Origin of the sequence: Micromonospora marina, from assembly GCF_900091565.1 — a bacterium.
Taxonomy (GTDB): Bacteria; Actinomycetota; Actinomycetes; order Mycobacteriales; family Micromonosporaceae; genus Micromonospora; species Micromonospora marina.
The window spans coordinates 351285-367771 of sequence record NZ_FMCV01000003.1; the positions used below are offsets into that span (position 1 = coordinate 351285).

At 72.7% G+C, this 16487-nt stretch carries 17 protein-coding genes; 6 read left to right on the forward strand and 11 right to left on the reverse strand.

The features are described from left to right. Positions 1 to 49 precede the first annotated feature (49 nt). From GA0070215_RS06045 to GA0070215_RS29500, 4 genes are all read right to left on the reverse strand, one after another. On the reverse strand, positions 50 to 637 hold the full coding sequence (locus tag GA0070215_RS06045) for a cysteine hydrolase family protein (protein ID WP_018784022.1): 588 nt from the start codon (positions 635 to 637) through the stop codon (positions 50 to 52). Positions 638 to 647: 10 nt separating this feature from the next. Further along, positions 648 to 2735, reverse strand: a complete 2088-nt coding sequence (locus GA0070215_RS06050) for an amylo-alpha-1,6-glucosidase (protein ID WP_091042708.1) — start codon at positions 2733 to 2735, stop codon at positions 648 to 650. Then, complete coding sequence (locus GA0070215_RS06055; protein ID WP_091042712.1) at positions 2728 to 3096, reverse strand: SCP2 sterol-binding domain-containing protein; 369 nt, start codon at positions 3094 to 3096, stop codon at positions 2728 to 2730. Before GA0070215_RS06055 ends, GA0070215_RS06050 begins: the two co-directional genes overlap by 8 nt. Before the next feature lie 75 nt (positions 3097 to 3171). After that, complete coding sequence (locus GA0070215_RS29500; RefSeq protein WP_091042717.1) at positions 3172 to 3588, reverse strand: MarR family winged helix-turn-helix transcriptional regulator; 417 nt, start codon at positions 3586 to 3588, stop codon at positions 3172 to 3174. An 80-nt stretch (positions 3589 to 3668) separates the two neighbouring features. Here GA0070215_RS29500 and GA0070215_RS06065 point away from each other — a divergent pair, with 80 nt between their 5' ends. After that, positions 3669 to 5459, forward strand: a complete 1791-nt coding sequence (locus tag GA0070215_RS06065) for an ABC transporter ATP-binding protein (RefSeq protein WP_091042720.1) — start codon at positions 3669 to 3671, stop codon at positions 5457 to 5459. A 105-nt stretch (positions 5460 to 5564) separates the two neighbouring features. On the opposite strand, the gene GA0070215_RS06070 is transcribed toward GA0070215_RS06065, so the two are convergent. After that, positions 5565 to 6377, reverse strand: a complete 813-nt coding sequence (locus GA0070215_RS06070) for a hypothetical protein (RefSeq protein WP_091042724.1) — start codon at positions 6375 to 6377, stop codon at positions 5565 to 5567. Between the two features lie 317 nt (positions 6378 to 6694). Here GA0070215_RS06070 and GA0070215_RS06075 point away from each other — a divergent pair, with 317 nt between their 5' ends. Next, a complete protein-coding gene (locus tag GA0070215_RS06075) occupies positions 6695 to 7240 on the forward strand; it encodes a hypothetical protein (protein ID WP_091042728.1) in 546 nt (181 codons plus the stop codon). Here GA0070215_RS06075 and GA0070215_RS06080 read toward each other — a convergent pair. After that, positions 7168 to 7482: a hypothetical protein gene (locus tag GA0070215_RS06080; RefSeq protein ID WP_036344945.1), complete on the reverse strand. Its 315-nt coding sequence runs from the start codon at positions 7480 to 7482 to the stop codon at positions 7168 to 7170. The genes GA0070215_RS06075 and GA0070215_RS06080 overlap by 73 nt on opposite strands. Before the next feature lie 2 nt (positions 7483 to 7484). After that, positions 7485 to 7760, reverse strand: coding sequence for a DivIVA domain-containing protein (locus GA0070215_RS06085; RefSeq protein ID WP_018784029.1), 276 nt, complete (start codon positions 7758 to 7760; stop codon positions 7485 to 7487). A 307-nt stretch (positions 7761 to 8067) separates the two neighbouring features. Here GA0070215_RS06085 and GA0070215_RS06090 point away from each other — a divergent pair, with 307 nt between their 5' ends. Beyond that, positions 8068 to 8307: a winged helix-turn-helix domain-containing protein gene (locus tag GA0070215_RS06090; RefSeq protein ID WP_018784030.1), complete on the forward strand. Its 240-nt coding sequence runs from the start codon at positions 8068 to 8070 to the stop codon at positions 8305 to 8307. Between the two features lie 6 nt (positions 8308 to 8313). Here the strand turns inward: GA0070215_RS06090 and GA0070215_RS06095 are convergent, their stop codons facing one another. Continuing rightward, a complete protein-coding gene (locus tag GA0070215_RS06095; protein WP_091042732.1) occupies positions 8314 to 9084 on the reverse strand; it encodes a phosphotransferase in 771 nt (256 codons plus the stop codon). A 700-nt stretch (positions 9085 to 9784) separates the two neighbouring features. Between GA0070215_RS06095 and GA0070215_RS06105 the strand changes: the two genes are divergently transcribed. The 3 genes from GA0070215_RS06105 (at position 9785) to GA0070215_RS06115 (ending at position 13887) form a co-directional block, all read left to right on the forward strand. Continuing rightward, a complete protein-coding gene (locus GA0070215_RS06105; RefSeq protein WP_091042737.1) occupies positions 9785 to 12715 on the forward strand; it encodes a M36 family metallopeptidase in 2931 nt (976 codons plus the stop codon). A gap of 186 nt (positions 12716 to 12901) precedes the next feature. Then, entirely contained in the window at positions 12902 to 13342 is a 441-nt protein-coding gene (locus GA0070215_RS06110; protein ID WP_091042904.1) for a ribonuclease domain-containing protein, read from the forward strand. 62 nt (positions 13343 to 13404) lie between these two features. Beyond that, the gene (locus GA0070215_RS06115) at positions 13405 to 13887 is read left to right on the forward strand and encodes a barstar family protein (protein ID WP_018784036.1); all 483 of its coding nucleotides are present in this window, start codon (positions 13405 to 13407) and stop codon (positions 13885 to 13887) included. A 232-nt stretch (positions 13888 to 14119) separates the two neighbouring features. On the opposite strand, the gene GA0070215_RS06120 is transcribed toward GA0070215_RS06115, so the two are convergent. The 3 genes from GA0070215_RS06120 to GA0070215_RS06135 form a co-directional block, all read right to left on the reverse strand. Continuing rightward, positions 14120 to 14845, reverse strand: coding sequence for an HD domain-containing protein (locus GA0070215_RS06120; protein ID WP_018784037.1), 726 nt, complete (start codon positions 14843 to 14845; stop codon positions 14120 to 14122). Between the two features lie 7 nt (positions 14846 to 14852). Continuing rightward, the gene (locus GA0070215_RS06125) at positions 14853 to 15311 is read right to left on the reverse strand and encodes an ATP-binding protein (protein WP_091042741.1); all 459 of its coding nucleotides are present in this window, start codon (positions 15309 to 15311) and stop codon (positions 14853 to 14855) included. A 409-nt stretch (positions 15312 to 15720) separates the two neighbouring features. Next, positions 15721 to 16485, reverse strand: a complete 765-nt coding sequence (locus GA0070215_RS06135) for a hypothetical protein (RefSeq protein ID WP_018784039.1) — start codon at positions 16483 to 16485, stop codon at positions 15721 to 15723. Positions 16486 to 16487: the final 2 nt, after the last annotated feature.

A 16487-nucleotide genomic window follows, 5' to 3' on the forward strand; every position in this document is an offset into this window, starting at 1 on the left:
TGGTCGACGCGATCGGCGCCGGCCTGCGCTGAGCGCCCCCGGCGGCCGGTCAGGCGATCTCGCCGGTGGTGGCGATCTCGCCGAGCTGGCCCAGCGTGCTCAGGTACGTGTCGTGCAGTTCGTCGGTGGCCGCCGTGCACGCGTCGGAGACGGTGACGATGCGATACCCGTTGTCGACCGCCTGGTAGGCGGTGGACGCGACGGCCAGGTTCGTCGCGACGCCGGTGAACACCACGGTCCGCACGCCCCGGCCACGCAGGATCAGGTCCAGGTCGGTGCCGGAGAATCCACCGAGCCGGGTGGAGGTGACGACGACGTCGCCGGGCTGCAGCATGACCTCGTCGACGATCTCGGTCTTCGGGTCGCCCTCCAGGAACGCCCCGCGCTCCGCGACCATGGCGAAGCTCGGCGTGTTGGCGATCAGGTCCGGATAGCCGGGCCGGTAGGCGACGCGGGTGAAGACGACGAGACCACCAGCGGCCCGCGCGGCGGCGGCGACCCGGGCCGCGTTCGCCGCCACGTCGTGCCGGGCCACCTGGTCGGCGAAGAACGGGCCGAAGACGCCGTCCGGGCTGACCACCTCGTATTGCCAGTGGACGCCCACGACCGCGGTGTGTGCCCAGTCGATGCGCTGCATGTCGATCCCGTCATGGTGCGGAGAGCTGCTGCGGCGCCAGCTCGTAACGTCTCGGGCCGCTGGCGGCGGTGCTCCTGCCGAAGGCGTCCAGGCGTCCCCAGCGGCCGATGACGTCGAGCAGGGCCACGTAGTCGAGGCTAGCAGGCAGGGCGGGCCGGGCCACGAGATCGTCGCCGACCGGCCGGAGGCCGAGCATCGTCCGCAGGAGCAGCAGCGGTGCCCCGGCCGACCACGCCTGCGGGCTGCACGCGGTCGGATACCGGATCGGGAAGCGGGTATCGGACCGGGCGTGCCCGGCGAACGCCTCCGGCAGTCGGCCGTCGTAGAAGGCCGCCGCGTCCAGGATGCCGGCCGCGATGCGGGCCGCCTCGTCGGCGTACCCGTAGCGCCGCAGGCCCCAGGCGATGAACGAGTTGTCGAACGGCCAGATGGTCCCGACGTGGTAGCCGACCGGGTTGTACCGGGCCTCGCCCTCGGCCAGCGTGCGGACACCCCAGCCGCTGAACATCGCCGGTGACATCAGGTGCCGCACCAGGGCCTCGGCCTTCGGCTCCTCGACGATGCCGCTCCACAGCAGGTGGCCGACGTTCGACGACAGGGCGTCCACCCGGCGGCCGTCGCCGTCCAGCGCCAGCGCCATGTACTCGCCGTCGTCGATCCAGAAGTCCTGGTTGAAGCGGCGCTTGAGGTCGGCGGCGTCCTGCTCCAGCCGGTCCGCGTACGCCGGGTCGTGCCAGATCTCGCGCGCGAGCCGCGCGGTGCGCACCTTGGCGTCGTACGCGTACCCCTGGAGTTCACAGGTGGCGCGCGGGAAGCCCGGCAGCCGGCCGTCGCGGTAGGAGATGCTGTCCCAGGAGTCCTTCCAGCACTGGTTCTCCAGGCCGTTCACCGGGTTGCGCCGCTCGTAGGAGACATAGCCGTTGCCGGCCCGGTCGGCGTAGTGGTCGATCCAGTCGACAGCCGCCCGCGCCTCCTGCTCCACCGCGCGTACGAGGGCGGCGTCGCCCGTCCACCGCTCGTACTCGTCGAGCAGCACGAGGAACAGGGGAGTGGCATCGGCGCTGCCGAAGTAGGGGCTGTGCGGTGTCTCGTCGAAGGCGGTCAGTTCGCCGTAGCGCATCTCGTGCAGGATCCGGCCCGGCTCCTCCTCCCGGAAGTCGTCGATCCGGCTGCCCTGGCGGAAGGCGAGCACTGTCAGCGTGGTGGCGGCGAGTTCGGGTGCGAACGGCAGCGCCTGGAGGCTGGTGAGGATGCTGTCGCGGCCGAACAGGCACATGAACCAGGGCAACCCGGCGGCCAGGACGCACCCAGCTCCGGCGAGGAACGGACTGAACCGCAGCGCGGCCAGGTCGATGAGACTCTGCCGGTAGGTGTTCTGCAGCGGTTCCCAGCTGGTCTCCAGGCGCGGTGCCCGGTCCAGCCACTCCCGCAGCTCGGCGGGCTTGTCCCGGGTGTGGCCCTCGGCCCGCCCGGGCAGGCTGAGCCGCTCCAGCCCGCGGGGCATGGCCAGGTCCGGCTCGGCGGTCAGCCGGGTCTGCCACCGGCCGTGCGGTTCGATGTGTACGCGCAGCGTCAGGCCGTTCTCGTCCACCTCCGCCGGAGTCGTCGCGGACACGATCGTCTCGCGGCGGTAGCGTTCGCGCTGGTAGCCCAGGACGAGCCGCGGGCCGTCGACCCGCCGGTAGTGCCGCCCCGCGCGGTCGGTCGTGCCCTCCTTGACCGCGAAGAGGTCCGCGAAGTCCGCGTCCGCCTCGATCCGCACGGTCAGGTCGACGGGCCGCCGGTCGTGGTTGACCAGGAGCAGGTCTTCCTGGAGTCCGCTGTCCAGCCTGTGGGTCCGGCGTACCGCGAGTGTGCTGTTGACGTAGACGTCCTGACTGCCCGGAACCAGGTAGAACCGGTTCTCGAAGTACTGGATGTCGTCGATGGACAGCGTGCTGAGCCGCTCGCCGTCGATGGTGAGCTGCCACCGGGACAGCAGACGGGTGTCGTGGGCGAACAGGCCGTGGGTGGCGTCGGCCGCCGGGGTGATGTCGCCCGCCCGGTCGCAGACCAGGAAGACCGTCCCGTCGAAGATGCCGACGTGGCTGTCACGCATCGTCGTCTCCCCGGTGTCGTTCCGGACGTGGGCCGGGCGGGGCTGGGAACAGCCGGCGTACGGTCGCGAACAGCCGGGGGCTGCCCTCCACTTCGGCCTCGCCGCGCAGGACGGTGGTGAGGAAGTACGCCTCGCCCCGGGCGATCCGGTCGAAGACGGCCCGGTCCGCCCGGACGACGGCGTCCCCGCCGGTGGCCTGCCGTGCCGCGGTGACCTCGCCCCGGGCGATGGAGACCAGCCAGTGGTCGACCGATCCGCCAGCGGCGATGTCGAACCGGACGGTGCCTTCGTGCAGCGCTGTCAGCCCGCGCTGCCTGCGCTGGCCCAGGCTCCGGAAGAACTCTTCGGTGGCGTCGACCATCGGACCCCCTCCCGATGGCATTGTTCCCCGCAACGGAGCCCGTCTTCTCACCCGGAACGGGTGAAAGCGGCGGAGCTATTCCGCGCGCAGCAGGCGCAGGATGCGGGCCAGGTCGGCCCGGTCGTCCGGTGAGAGCGCGCCGAAGAACCGTTCCGCCTCGGTGGCCCGGGCCTGCCGGATCGCGGTGCCCACCCGCTCGCCCTCGGCGGTGGGGGTGACCAGCGTGGCCCGCCGGTCGCCCGGGTCGGGCCGCCGCTGCACCAGACCCCGTTCCTGCAACCCGTCGATGACCTCGGTGGCCGAGCGCGGGGCGATGCGCAGGTGCTCGGCGAGCGCGCCGGGCCGTAGCGCGCCGTGACGCATCAGCACGCCGAGCGCCCGCGCGTGCCCGGGGCTGATGTCCCACGGCGCGAGCGCGCGCTTGGTCTGGTGCCGCAGCCGCCGGGCCACCGCCCAGAACATCTCGGCCAGGCTCTCGTCGCCGCCGCTCACGGGGAATACGGTAACAGGCTTTCGTGTTGCTCCCTCATGTTGAGGTAACCTCAGCATTATTCCCTGCATGAGGAGCACAGTTGGATCGCATCCCCGACGGCCGCCGTGCCGGCCGAACCGTTTCCCCCGCCGAGAAGGCCCAGGCCCGTGCAGTGTCCCTGCGCCGGATCGGCCGCCTGTTCACCGCCCACCGAGGCCCGCTCGCCGCCGTCGTGGCGATCATCGTGGCGTCCTCGATCATCGCGATGGCCACGCCGTTCCTCCTGCGTACGGTGATCGACAGGGCCCTGCCCGAGCGTGACCTGACGCTGCTGGCCTGGCTGGTCACGGGCATGGTCGCGGTCGCCGCCGTGACCGCCGTGCTCGGCGTCGCCCAGACCTTGATCTCCACCCGCGTCGGTCAGGAGGTCATGCACCGGCTGCGCGCCGACGTCTTCGCCCACCTTCAGCGGCAGTCGATCGGCTTCTTCGTACGCACCCGCACCGGCGAGGTCCAGTCCCGCATCACCAACGACATCGGCGGCATGCAGTCGGTGGTCACCTCCACCGCCACCTCGATCGCCGCCAACCTCACCACGGTCGTGGCCACGACCGTCGCCATGCTGGCGCTGAGCTGGCGCCTCACGCTCGTCTCGGTGGTCGTGCTGCCGCCCGCGCTCTGGCTCACCCGCCGGGTCGCCCGGCTGCGCCGGGAGATCACCGCCCAGCGCCAGCGCGAACTGGCAGACCTCACCGTGACCATCGAGGAAGGGCTGTCGGTCAGCGGCGTACGGCTGGCCAAGACGCTCGGCACCGGCCCGGCCCTGGTCGACCGGTTCACCGCCTCCTCGGCCCGCCTGGTCGACCTGGAACTGCGCTCCGAGCTGGCCGGACGCTGGCGGATGGCCGCCATGAGCATCGTCTTCGCCGCCATCCCCGCGGTGATCTACCTCGGCGCCGGGCTGCCCGGCACCGCCGGCACGCTCACCATCGGCACGCTCGTCGCGTTCACCGCGCTCCAGGGCAACCTGTTCCGGCCGCTGATGGGCCTGCTCGACGTCGGCGTCACGCTCACCGCGTCGCTGGCGCTGTTCGCCCGCATCTTCGAATACCTCGACCTGCCCGTCGAGGTGGCCGAGCCGGACCGCCCGGTCCCGCTGGACCCGGCCACCGCCCGCGGCCACCTGCGGATCGACGACGTCACCTTCAGCTACCCGGGCAGCGACACCGCCGCCCTGGCCGGCGTCAGCCTGGACGTCCCCGCCGGCACCAGCCTGGCCCTGGTGGGGGAGACCGGCTCCGGCAAGAGCACGCTCGCCGCGCTGATCAGCCGGCTGCACGACCCGGATGCCGGTCGGATCACCATCGACGGGATCGACCTGCGCGACCTGCGCCCGGCCGACCTGGCGGCCGTCGTGGGCGTGGTCAGCCAGGAGACGTACCTGCTGCACGGCACCGTCCGGGACAACCTCCGGTACGCGCGCCCGGACGCCACCGACGCCGACATCGAGGCCGCCGCCCGCGCCGCCCGCATCCACGACCTCATCAGCGGACTGCCCGACGGGTACGACACCATGGTCGGCTCGCGCGGCCACCGGTTCTCCGGCGGCGAGCAGCAGCGCCTGGCGATCGCCCGGACGCTGCTGCGCGACCCGCGGATCCTGGTGCTGGACGAGGCGACGAGCGCGCTGGACACCGAGACCGAACGCGCGGTCCAGCGGGCGCTGGACGAGCTGGCCCGGGGCCGCACGGTGGTGACCATCGCGCACCGGCTCTCCACCGTCCGCGACGCCGACCGTATCGCCGTGCTCGACCACGGCCGGATCGTCGAGTCGGGCACCCACGACGCGCTGCTGGACCGGCGCGGCCGGTACGCCGCCCTGGTCGGCTGACCGTAGGAGAGTTCTGCCCGCGTCGTCATCGGCCGTCCAGCAGGCCGCCCGGCACGGCCACCGTCCCGGGCTGACCGCACGGCTGGAACCGAGTGCGGCTCCGGCTCAGACCGGGGGCGGCTCCGGCTCGCCGGGGCGGGACCGCTGTCCGGGGGCCGGGCGCGGCGCGGGCGGGGGGAGAAGCGGCTCCAGCGGGGTGAACGACTCCACCGGTCCGTCCGGCCGCGATCCACGTCGCGCCCGCCCCGCCTCTCCCGGCATTTGTTCCCGGCGGTCACGCCGGTCGCGTTCCTCGGCGTACTCGGCGCGGCGGCGGGCCAGGTCGCGCTCGCACTCCAGCGCGATGCGCTGCTCCCAGTACGGCTGGAGCAGCTTGCGCACCCGCTCGTCCAGGTGCACCGTGACGTCGGGCTCGCAGGCGAACGTCACCTCACCGCGCGCGTACGTCCACGGTGCCGGGTCGTCGTCGGCGAGCGCCGCGGTCAGCGCGGCGTGCAGGTCGCGCGGGCGGTGCGGTGGCACCTCCACCGCGTACCGGACGGCCAGCCGGTGCAGGCGTTGCGCGGCCTGCTGCTGGAAGTAGTCGACGTACCAGCCGAACAGCTCCGGCCGGGCCGAGTCCGAGGACCAGGTGTAGGTGGCCCGGACCAGGAACACGTACACCTGGCCCTGCGCCGGCACCGCGAGCGGCTCCGGCACACGCCGGTCGACTGTGGTCACCGGCGTCGCCGGCTCCTCGCTCCACCAGAGCTGCCGTAGCGTCGGTTGCGCGCCGTCCCAGAACCGCCGGGTCCGTACGCGTGCCGCCTCGCCCAGCGCCTTTGCCCGTCCGGCCCACCGCCTTCGGCGACTGTCCACCGGCGCGCCGGGCTTCGGCCGGCCGCCGGCCGGATCGGGCCCCTCCGGCACCGCGGTCATCGCACCCCCTCCATGCCGGATCGCAGCACCGCGTCCCGCGGCGTCACCGGGACGCGCGGGCCGCCGGGCGAGGGGTGGCCGGACCGCCGTGCGGTCCGCGAACCACGCTAACAACCCCGCCCGGTGTACGCGCGCAGCCGCGCGTCGGGTGTTGACCGATCGGACGAGCCGCCTCGTAGTCCTATCCGTGGGACTCAGAGGGGTTTCGGTCCCGTCCACGGGACCGACCATCCAGACTCGATCGGCACGCCTTGATCCGTGATCGAGGCGCTTCGTAGCGTGAGGCTCCGCAATCCTTCGGGGGAGGACCACAACGCATGGGCGTAGACGCGCGACACGCCGCCGGCCGGACCGTGCAGTACCTGCGAACTCTGGCCGAGCGGCAGTACGACCGGGTCTGGACCCCGGACTTCCTGCACCTCACCCCGGACGTGCAGGGCTTCGCCGTCTTCCACCGCGGCGGCCTGGTGCTGGTCTACGGCGCGGTGTCGCCCGACGACCCGGCCCGCTGGGTCTTCCGGATGGCGTGCGTGGCCGGCGCCGACGTGCCGGACATCTCCGGGGCGATGGCCTGGGCGAACATCAGAAACCGGCTGGCCGAGGCCGGGCGCTACTACTGCGTGGTGAAGTCCGACCAGAGCGCCTGCCACGTGGTGTTCGCGCTCGACGTGCGCAACCCGCTGCTCGACGACGTCACGGCGCCCGACGGCCAGGCGGCGCGAGAGTTGCTGCACTTCTCGCTCGCGGTGTGCGTGCACAACGCCGTGGCGGACTTCCGCGACCTGGCGTCCTATCTGCCGGCGCGGCCGTTGGCGCCGACCGAGATCGACGCCTGGACCCTGTTCGCCGACACGCGGGACTGACTCGGTCGCCGGGCCTGCATCGGCTCACCGGCTCGGCGCAGGCCGGTCGTCTGGACGAAGATGTCCCGCTTCGCGGTGGCGGTGCCCCGGCGGTTGAGCACGTATCCGGTCAGCCAGATCCAGTGGGTGTGCGGCACCTCGGGACCGACCGACACGACCCGGAACGTCAGCCCTCGGTCGCCGCCGAACTGCACCGACGCGCGGCCGTCGACCCGCAGCAGATCGCCGGGTTGTGGACGCACCGCTACCAGTGGCCGTCGTTCGGCGGGCGGCACTCGCGCGCGTGCATGGTCTGCCAGTCCCGCAGGGCACGCTTCAACCGGTCGTTCTCCTGCGCGAGCAGGCGTACCTGCCGGTGTAGCTCGGTCAGCTCGTCGGCGACCCGGGCCTGGAACTCGCGTACCTGATCGGGGTCGACGCCCCGCCTGCGGGCGTCGAAGGCGCGGGTGCGCACCTCGTGCGGGGTCAGCCGGGCCGGTGGGGCGGTCAGGTAGGGCTGGCCGGATCGATGTGCCGTCATCTCGGTCCTTTTCGGAAGCAGCAGGGGACAGGTGCGGTGGGTCTGGAAGGGCGGGTCGTCCGCACGCCGGCCGCGGACGACCCGCCCGCTCCGCCACCGCAGCCCGGATCGGCGGTACGGAGGCGGAGCAGTCGGGAGGGTCGGGACGGGTACGCGCACCCGCCCCGACCGGGGGATGGGCCGAACTCGTTGCCACGCGAGGAGCGACCCGGGACAAGACTAACGGCTTAGTCGTTTAAGTCAACCACCGGCTGTTGTCGTTCATGGGCGTTTCGTGATCGAATTGGCATGCCACGCAAGGAGTGCCATGCCTACGACACCCGACTACATCCGCATCGCCGACGACATCATTGCTGGTGTCCGAGGTAAGCGACTCAAGCCAGAGGACAAGCTGCCGCCGATCGCGCAGATGGCGGCGGACTACAAGGTCGGCACCTCGACCATTCAGATGGTCTACGTGCGACTCGAAGCGCTCGGCGTTATCCGGCGTCACCAAGGTAAAGGCATCTTCGTGACCGATCCGAAGACCTGGATGAGAGAGCCGTAACCGGCGTCAGTCCAGCAGTGCCTTGAACCAGTGGTCCGTGTGGCGCTCGGTGTACTCGGCGTCGGTGCGCCACGCGTCGCCGTGCCCGGTCCGCCAGTGGGTCGCCCAGGGCTCGATCCCGAGCGCGGCCTGGTCCCGCAGGAAGTCGTGCATCGCCCGGGTCCGCACGGTCAGCAGCGGCACCAGGTCGCGGCGCTGCCGCTCGTCCAGCCCGTACGCGTCCGCCAAGGTCCGCAGACGCCGCCCCGCGTCGGCGCGCTGCCAGTCGGGGTGCGCCGACAGGGGGATGAAGCCGTGCGCCGCGTAGGCGAGATCCCACAGACGCGATCCCGGCCCGGCGTGGTCCCAGTCGATGACGACCCAGGGGTCACCGATCACGAGGTTCCACGGTGCGAGATCGTGGTGGACGATCATCTCGTCCCGGTCAGCCGGGATCAGGACGTTCCACCGCGCGTCGGGCGGTGGCGTGAACGTCGCGAGCGCGTCGTGCAGCTCGCGCGTCAATCGACCCACCCTGGCGAGCTGCTCCAGCGGTTCGAGCAGGCCGAAGCGGAGCGGCCACGGCACCTCGCCCGCCGCGAAGGTGAGGATCTCCCGTCCGCTCTCGTCGACCCCGAGCGGCCGGGGTGCGCCCCGGAAGCCGACCGACCAGAGGTGGTCGAGAAGCGCGTGCACCGCCGGTGTCCAGGGGCCGGCCTGCCGGCGTACGGTGTCACCGACCCGCACCACACCCGCCGTCACGTTCCCGCCGGAGAGCGGGACCTCCTCGGCATCCATGCGCCAAACGTGCCACATCGACCGTCGCGCCGCATGCCCTGCCGGCAGCCGTGCGGCTCGGCATGCTGTCGGCGATGGCTGCTGACGTGCGTACCGAAGACGGTTGTCGCCTGTGGGTCGACCAGGTCGGCGCCGGAGGGCCGCTGGTGCTCTGTCCCGGTGGTCCGGGCCTCTGGGACCACCTCGGGTCGGTCGACCGTATCGTCACCGACCTCGACGCGGTACGCGAACACCTGGCCGGACCGCGGACGGCCCTGCTGGGCCACTCGTGGGGCAGGCGCCTGGCGCTGCGGTACGCGGTCGAACAATCGAGACGGGTCAGTCGCTGGAGGAGGTGCTGCCGAAGTGCGAGCGGGTCAGCCTCCCCGGATCCGGTCATCTGCCGTGGGTCGAGAACCCGCACGACTTTCGCCGGGCGGTGACCACCTTCCTCGGCGCGCCCATGTGAGCCGGCGTCGCCTCCGCCTGGCACGCTGCTGACGCTGTGGAGATCTTGGTACGAAAGGGCCCTCATGAGGCTCTTTCGTACCAAGATCTATTCGTGTCTCGCCCGGTGAGGCGGGAGTCTCGAAAGGCCCGCCCGGCGTCGCCGAAAAATCGATGTAGCAACAACTATGGATGTTTGGATGGTGTTGGCGCGTCGATCGTGCTGGTCGGATGGCGGAACGGACATCGCCGTTCGACGATGACAGGAGGGACCGTGCGCACACCACCCCGTGCGTTGACGGGGACCACCGCGCTGCTGATGGCAGCCGGACTGGTCCTGACCGCCGCTGGCGGCGGCCAGGCGGCACCCCGGGAACAGACCCGTACCCAGGCGCCACCCGACCACCTGCCGGGCGACCGGCACGACACCAAGGCCACTGACAACCGCAAGGGCCGCGTCGCCGCCAGCGAGCGCCAGCGGGACCGCGCCGCCGCGCTCGGCGCGCGCGTGCGCTGGACCGACTTCGGTACGCCCGCCACGCTCACCTCGACCGGCAAGCCCCTCGCCACCGGCCTGCCCGCGGACCCGGCCGCCGCCGCGCGCGCGTATGTCGCCGCCAACCGGGACGTGCTGGGCCTGACCGCCGAGGGCGCCGCCGCGCTGGAACTGCTCACCGTGGCGCCGATGGGGCAGGGCGCGGCAGCGCTGTTCCGGCAGCGCTTCGGCGACCTGCCGGCCGCCGTCGACGGCATGCTGTCGGTCGGTGTACGCGACGGAGCGGTGTGGCACGTCAGCTCCTCGCTCGCCCGCGACGCCGGTACGCCGGCCCCCGCCACGATCAGCGCGGAGCAGGCCCGCACGGCCGCGATCGCCGACGCCGGCCGGGCCGACGCGCGGGTCGTGCGTACCTCGTTGGTCGCGGTGCCGACCGCGGACCGTGGGCCGCGCGCGGCGTGGGAGGTGGTCCTCGGCGCGGACACCACAGGTGCGGACCCGGTCGCCTACTCCACCTACGTGGACGCCCGCGACGGCGAGGTGCTGGTCCGTGAGGATCTGATCGACCACGACGCCGACCACCCCTCGTGGGAGGTCTTCCCGAACTCGCCGCGGGTCGACAAGTCCTCCGCCGACACCCGCAAGCGCTGGTGCGCCGTGCCGGCGCGCGGCTGCGCCGAGGTGGTGGGCGTGCCGGGGCACCCGGCGTGGGACGTGGACCCGGCCACCGGGCAGTCCACCACCACGACCAAGGGCAACAACGCGATCGCGGTGGAGAACTGGTACAGCAACGACCCGTTCAGCGTCGGCACGGAGGCTGCGGCGCCCCGCCCCGACCGCAGGTACGCGTACCCGTGGACGAACCAGTGGCACGAGCAGCGCTGCAACCCGGAGGTATTCACCTCGCCGCAGGCAAACGACATCGACGCGGCGCGGGCGAACCTGTTCGCGATGCACAACCGGATGCACGACTGGACCTACCACCTCGGGTTCACCGAGGAGACCTGGAACATGCAGCAGGACAACCTCGGTCGTGGTGGGCTCGGTAACGACCCGGAGCAGGGTAACGCCCAGGCCGGCGGCGTCAGCGGCGGTCCGCCCACGTTCGCGGCGCGCAACAACGCCAACCAGATCACCCCGCCGGACGGCGTCGCGCCGACCACCAACATGTACCTGTGGCAGCCCATGGCGGGCTCGTTCTACGCGCCCTGCGTGGACGGCGACTTCGACATGTCGGTGATCGCCCACGAGTACGGTCACGCGGTCACCAACCGCATGATCGCCGGCCCGAGCGCCGGGGTCAGCTCACCGCAGGGCATGAGTGAGAGCTGGTCGGACCAGCTCGCCATGGAGTACCTGTTCGAGCACGGGTACGCCGCACCCGGCCGGCGCGGCTTCACCATCGGCGAGTACACCACCGGGGATCCGAAGGCGGGCATCCGCAACTACAACATGAGCGACAGTCCGCTCAACTACAGCTCGGTCGACTACGACCTCACCGGCCTCCAGGTGCACGCCTCCGGCGAGTTGTGGAGCGCCACCAACACCGACATCCGCGCGGCGATGATGCGCCGCTGGGGCAGCGGCACCCCGGCCGTCCAGAAGGCGTGCGCCACCGGCGCCCGTGACGTGACCGCCTGCCCGGGCAACCGGCGCTGGATCCAGCTCGTCTTCGACTCGTTCCTGCTGATGTCGGTGAGCCAGGTCAGCATGGTCGACGCCCGGGACGCGATGCTCGCCGCCGACCGGATCCGGTTCGGCGGGGCCAACCAGGACCTGCTCTGGAACGGGTTCGCCGGGCGTGGCCTCGGTGAGACCGCGGCCAGCGTCGGCCACACCGACCCCGACCCCACGCCGGGCTTCACCTCGCCGTACGCGCGGGAGGGCGCGCTGCGGTTCCTGCCGGTGGGCGAGCGCGGGCCGGTGGCCGGCGCGCAGTTGTTCGTCGGGCGCTACCAGGCGCGGGCGGTCCCGGTGGCGGACACCGACGTGGCCACCCCGCTGACCGACCGGGTGGACCTGGTGCCCGGCACGTACGAGTTCGTGGTGCGGGCACCCGGCTACGGCCACACCCGGATCGGCCCGGTGAAGGTCAGGGCGGGCCAGAACCGGACGCTCGCGGTGGCGATGCGGCCCAACCTGGCCTCGGCCACGGCGGGCGCGGCGGTCACCGGCGACGGGATCAACCTGCCGCAGATCGCCGACGACGACGAGGCCACCAACTGGGCCTCGCTCGGCGCGCCGGTCGCCGGCCGGCAGGTCACCGTCGACCTGGCCGGCGGCGTCCAGCAGGTACGCCGGGTGCAGGTGAGCGCCATGCTGCGCCCGGCGGTGGCCGGCGACGCGGACGCCGGCAGCCAGAGCCGGTATTCAGCGGTGCGGCAGTTCCGGGTCCTGGCGTGCACCGCGGCGGGGCTGGTGACCTGCGCCGACGCGGCCGACTTCCACCCGGTCTACACCAGCCGGCCGGATGCGTTCCCGGCGGTGGCGCCACGTCCCCGGGCGCCCGAGCTGATCATGCGGTCGTTCGACATCCCGCGCACCAAGGCCACGCACCTGCGCGTGGAGGTGCTGACCAACCAGTGCACGGGCGCGCCGGACTACGCCGGTGAGCAGGACGACGACCCGCGGGCGGCGACCGACTGCGCCACCGCCAGCCCGCAGTCGCAGAACGTGCGGATCGCCGAGTTCCAGGCGTTCGCGCGCTGACCCACGCGGCGGGTGCGGACGGGCGGCTCGGGTCGTCCGTCCGCACCCGCCATCGGGTGTTCACGCGGGGTTCGGGGCGTCGTCGCCGGATCGGGGCTGTGCCGCGGGCAGGATCCTCGACAGACTGAGCGGCGACCAGCCAACGATGCTGATCGATTGCATGCCGGCTCGTTCAAGGAGGATCCCTTGACCCCGTTCCGCGCCGCCGTCACCCGCGTACACCGCGCCCTCGCCGCGTCCGCCCTGGTCACCGCCGTGGCCGCCGCCGCGCTCGTCGCGCCGTCCACCGTGTCCACCCGCCTCGCCGAGCCCGCGGCGGCCGCCGTGTACGGCTCCTGCACCCAGTCCCGCTGCGCCGACGCGCGTACCGCCCGTTCCGGCTGGTCGGCGAAGAGCTTCCCGACCAGCCGCGGCTGGTACTCGTGGAGCGGCGGCCGGTGCAACTTCGCGGGCGGCCGGTTCTACAACTACGAGGGACAGCTTCCCGCGGGCGCCACCTACCACGAGTACGACGTCTACCCGCGCGCCTGCAACGCCTCCCGGGACGCGTACCGGATCGTGGTCGACAAGAGCACCGGGGCGACCTGGTTCTCGCCCGACCACTACGCCAACTTCTACCGGCTCTGAGCAGCCTCGGCGCCGGCCGGGCATTCCGCGCCCGGCCGGCGGCCGTCGGGAAAGGACGGATCATGGGTACGCGGCTGCCGGCCTGGCTCGTGTACGACGGCGCGCCGCCCGAGCCGGACGCCACCGCGTCAGCGGCAGGCCCGGACGGCGACGCGGTGGCGGGTGGCGGAGCGTCGCCGGGTGGCGTGCTCGTCTCCGGCGCGGCCGGCCGCACCCGGGCCGCGCTGCACGAGACGCTGGCCGGAGCGCTGGAACTGCCCGGCTGGTACGGCCGCAACTGGGACGCCCTCGCCGACGCGTTTGCCGACCGCCTCGACGCCGGTCCGCTGACAGTGGTCGTGACCGACGCGGCGGACCTGCTCGCCGACGACCCGCCCGCCCAGCTCGGCACGCTGCTCGACGTGCTCGGCGCGGTCGCCGCCGGTGCTCACGAGACGCTGCGGGTGGTGCTGCACGACCACCCGGACCGGCTGCCCGCCCTGCGTGCCCGGGTCGCCGCCGTACTCGGCGGGCGGGTGGGCGCCCCGCCTCCCGCGACCGGCTGACCGGGTGCCGTTTCCCCGCCGCCGTGGCCCCCACCTCCCCGAAGCGGCGACCTCGTGCGGTGAGCATTGCCGCCACTTCGGCGAGAGGGCGGGGTCTGGCGGTGGGGATACCGCTGCTTCGGGGTGGTGGTGGGCCAGTCATCGGATTGGAACGTGGCGAGGTGAGGTGGGCCGGGGGCGAGGGCGCGGGTCGCGTCGGCGGCCCGGGCGGTACGTGCCGGACCGGGTGGGGTCAGGCGGGCGGGTCGAGGATGGCGCTGAAGCGTTCCTCGGCCAGGTCGAGCTGGGCGAGGATGTGCTGCTTCACCGGTGGGGACAGCGGTGTGTCCGGCCGGGCGACCAGGTCGCGGAAGACCGGCACCAGCGGGCGGTACTTGGTGGCGGCGCGGATCACCTTCGGCCCCACCGTGTGGATCACGCCCACGCCGTTGTCGGTGAAGTCGGACACCTTGATCACCCGCGCCCAGGGTTCCCGTTCCAGGCTGTCCGCCACGTGTTCCCGGTACTGCTCGTCGCGGTCCCGGCCCGGGTCGTACGCGGGATTGGTGACCGCCGCGACCAGCCGGGCGACCCGCGCGCCGAACCGGTCCGACAGCGCGGTGAGCGCCGCCGCTGTCGCGTCGGCTCCCGAATCGCTGTCGAGCCCGGACAGCTCGGCGGGGTGGTCCTCGACCGCGTCGTGCAGCAGCCCGGCGACGATCACGTCCACGTCCCGCACCTGGTAGTGGTGCATCAGCCGGATCGCCACCCGCAGCAGGTGGTTGAGGTAGGGCTCGCGTACCCGCCGGTCGTCGCGGTGCAGCTCGGCCGCCAGGTCGAGCGCCTCGGTCAGCCGGTCACGGGCGGTCTCGTCGAACGCCTCGATCTCCAGCCGGAACCGGGCCAGCAGGCCGGGCTCACCGTGGATCTCGGTGATCGCGTGCATCGGCATGGTGGCCAGGTAGGCGGGGAACTCCATGCGTCCCTTATAGCTGATCTTCGCTCGATTCGGTGCCCGCCGGGCCGCTCGCGTCGCCGGTCAGGCGCTTGACCAGGCGTACGCAGGTGCCCGACGGTGTGCCGACGATGGTGGCCTCGTCCATCACCCGTGCCATGATCAGTCGCCCGCGCCCCCGGTCGCCGCTGTCGTCGCCGTCGGCCGCGCGCCAGCCGCCGTGGTCACGTACCTCGATCTCCAGCCGGTCGCCGCGCAGCTCGGCACGCAGGGTGGTGATGCCCTCGCGGGCGAAGCGGTAGCCGTGCTCGATGGCGTTGGCGCACGCCTCACCGGTGGCGATGAGGACGGTGTCGACATCCCACTCGCTCACGCCCCGGGCGTGCAGCCAGCCGCGCAGCCGCTCCCGGGTGTCGGCGAGCCGGGCCGGGTCGGCCGGCAGGTCGATGGCGAGGACCGGGCCGACGTCGCCGGATGTCCCACCCGTCACGTCCGGCCCTCCGTCCCGTGCCCGTCCCCGGACCTGGGCGCCCACTCGCGCTGTCACCGCCCGGTTCTCACCCTGTTGTCCCCGGTGGCCGCCGTTTCATTCCGCCGGCGGCGGTGTCCGTCAAACATGATCATTGCGCATCGGGGGCGGCGTGTCAGCCGGCGGGCCGGTGACGGCGCCGGGCCGGCGTCCGCAAAGGGACGCCGGCCCGGTCGCCGGAGAGGGCTCCGGCGCAGGTCAGAGCGGCAACCGGCCGGCGCCCGCCCAGGCTTCCAACGACGAACAGGCCCACCGGGGTCGGCAGCGGCCGGGGGCCCGCAGCGTGGGCGTCCATCCGGCGTCGCCGCCGAGGTCGGGGGCGTGGGCGGCGTTGTACGCGGCGAGCAGGTCGACCGGCCGGGGCAGCCGGTCACCTGACCGTACGGCCGGACGTGGTGGCTGTGGTCCGGATCGCCTTGACGATCGCCGGGATCGACCCGATCAGCAGCACCAGCGCCCAGATCAGCGCCACCACGGCGAACACCACGGCGCCCAGGTCGTCGAGGATGCTGACCAGGATCACCGGCACCAGGCCGTGCAGGAACTGCAGCGCCACCGTGCACAGCAACGTGGTCAGCGCCAGCGCGACGAGGCCCTTGTTGCGCAGGAACCGGGGCTGGGCGGCGAGCAGCAGCCCGGCCCAGACCAGTTTGAGCAGCAGCACCAGCCCGAGCAGCACCGCCGCGTCGCCGACCGGGAAGAACCCCCACACCGCGAGGTACGCCAGCGTGCCGAACGGCGGCGCCAGGAACAGCGACACCATCACCGTCAGCTCGACGAACGCGACGATCAGCAGGACCAGCGACACCAGCAGCAGCACGATCGAGAAGACCAGCGTGGCCACGCCCTGCACCCGGCCCTGCACCCGGTCCGGCAGCACCAGGCTCAGGCAGAACAGCCCGGTGGTCCAGAGCGCCACCACGTCGATCAACGCCAGGTGTCCGATGCCCCGCCCGGCCGGTTCGGACACCGCGCCGACGTCGCCCAGTTCGACGCCGAGCCGACCGGCGTTGTCGCGGAGCGCGCCGCTCGCGTCCCCGCCGCCGGTCAGCGCCGCCGCGCCCAGTTCCACGCCGACCACGAGCGCCACCGCGAGCAGGGCCAGCAGCAGGAACGGTTTGCGCAAGTCACCCATTC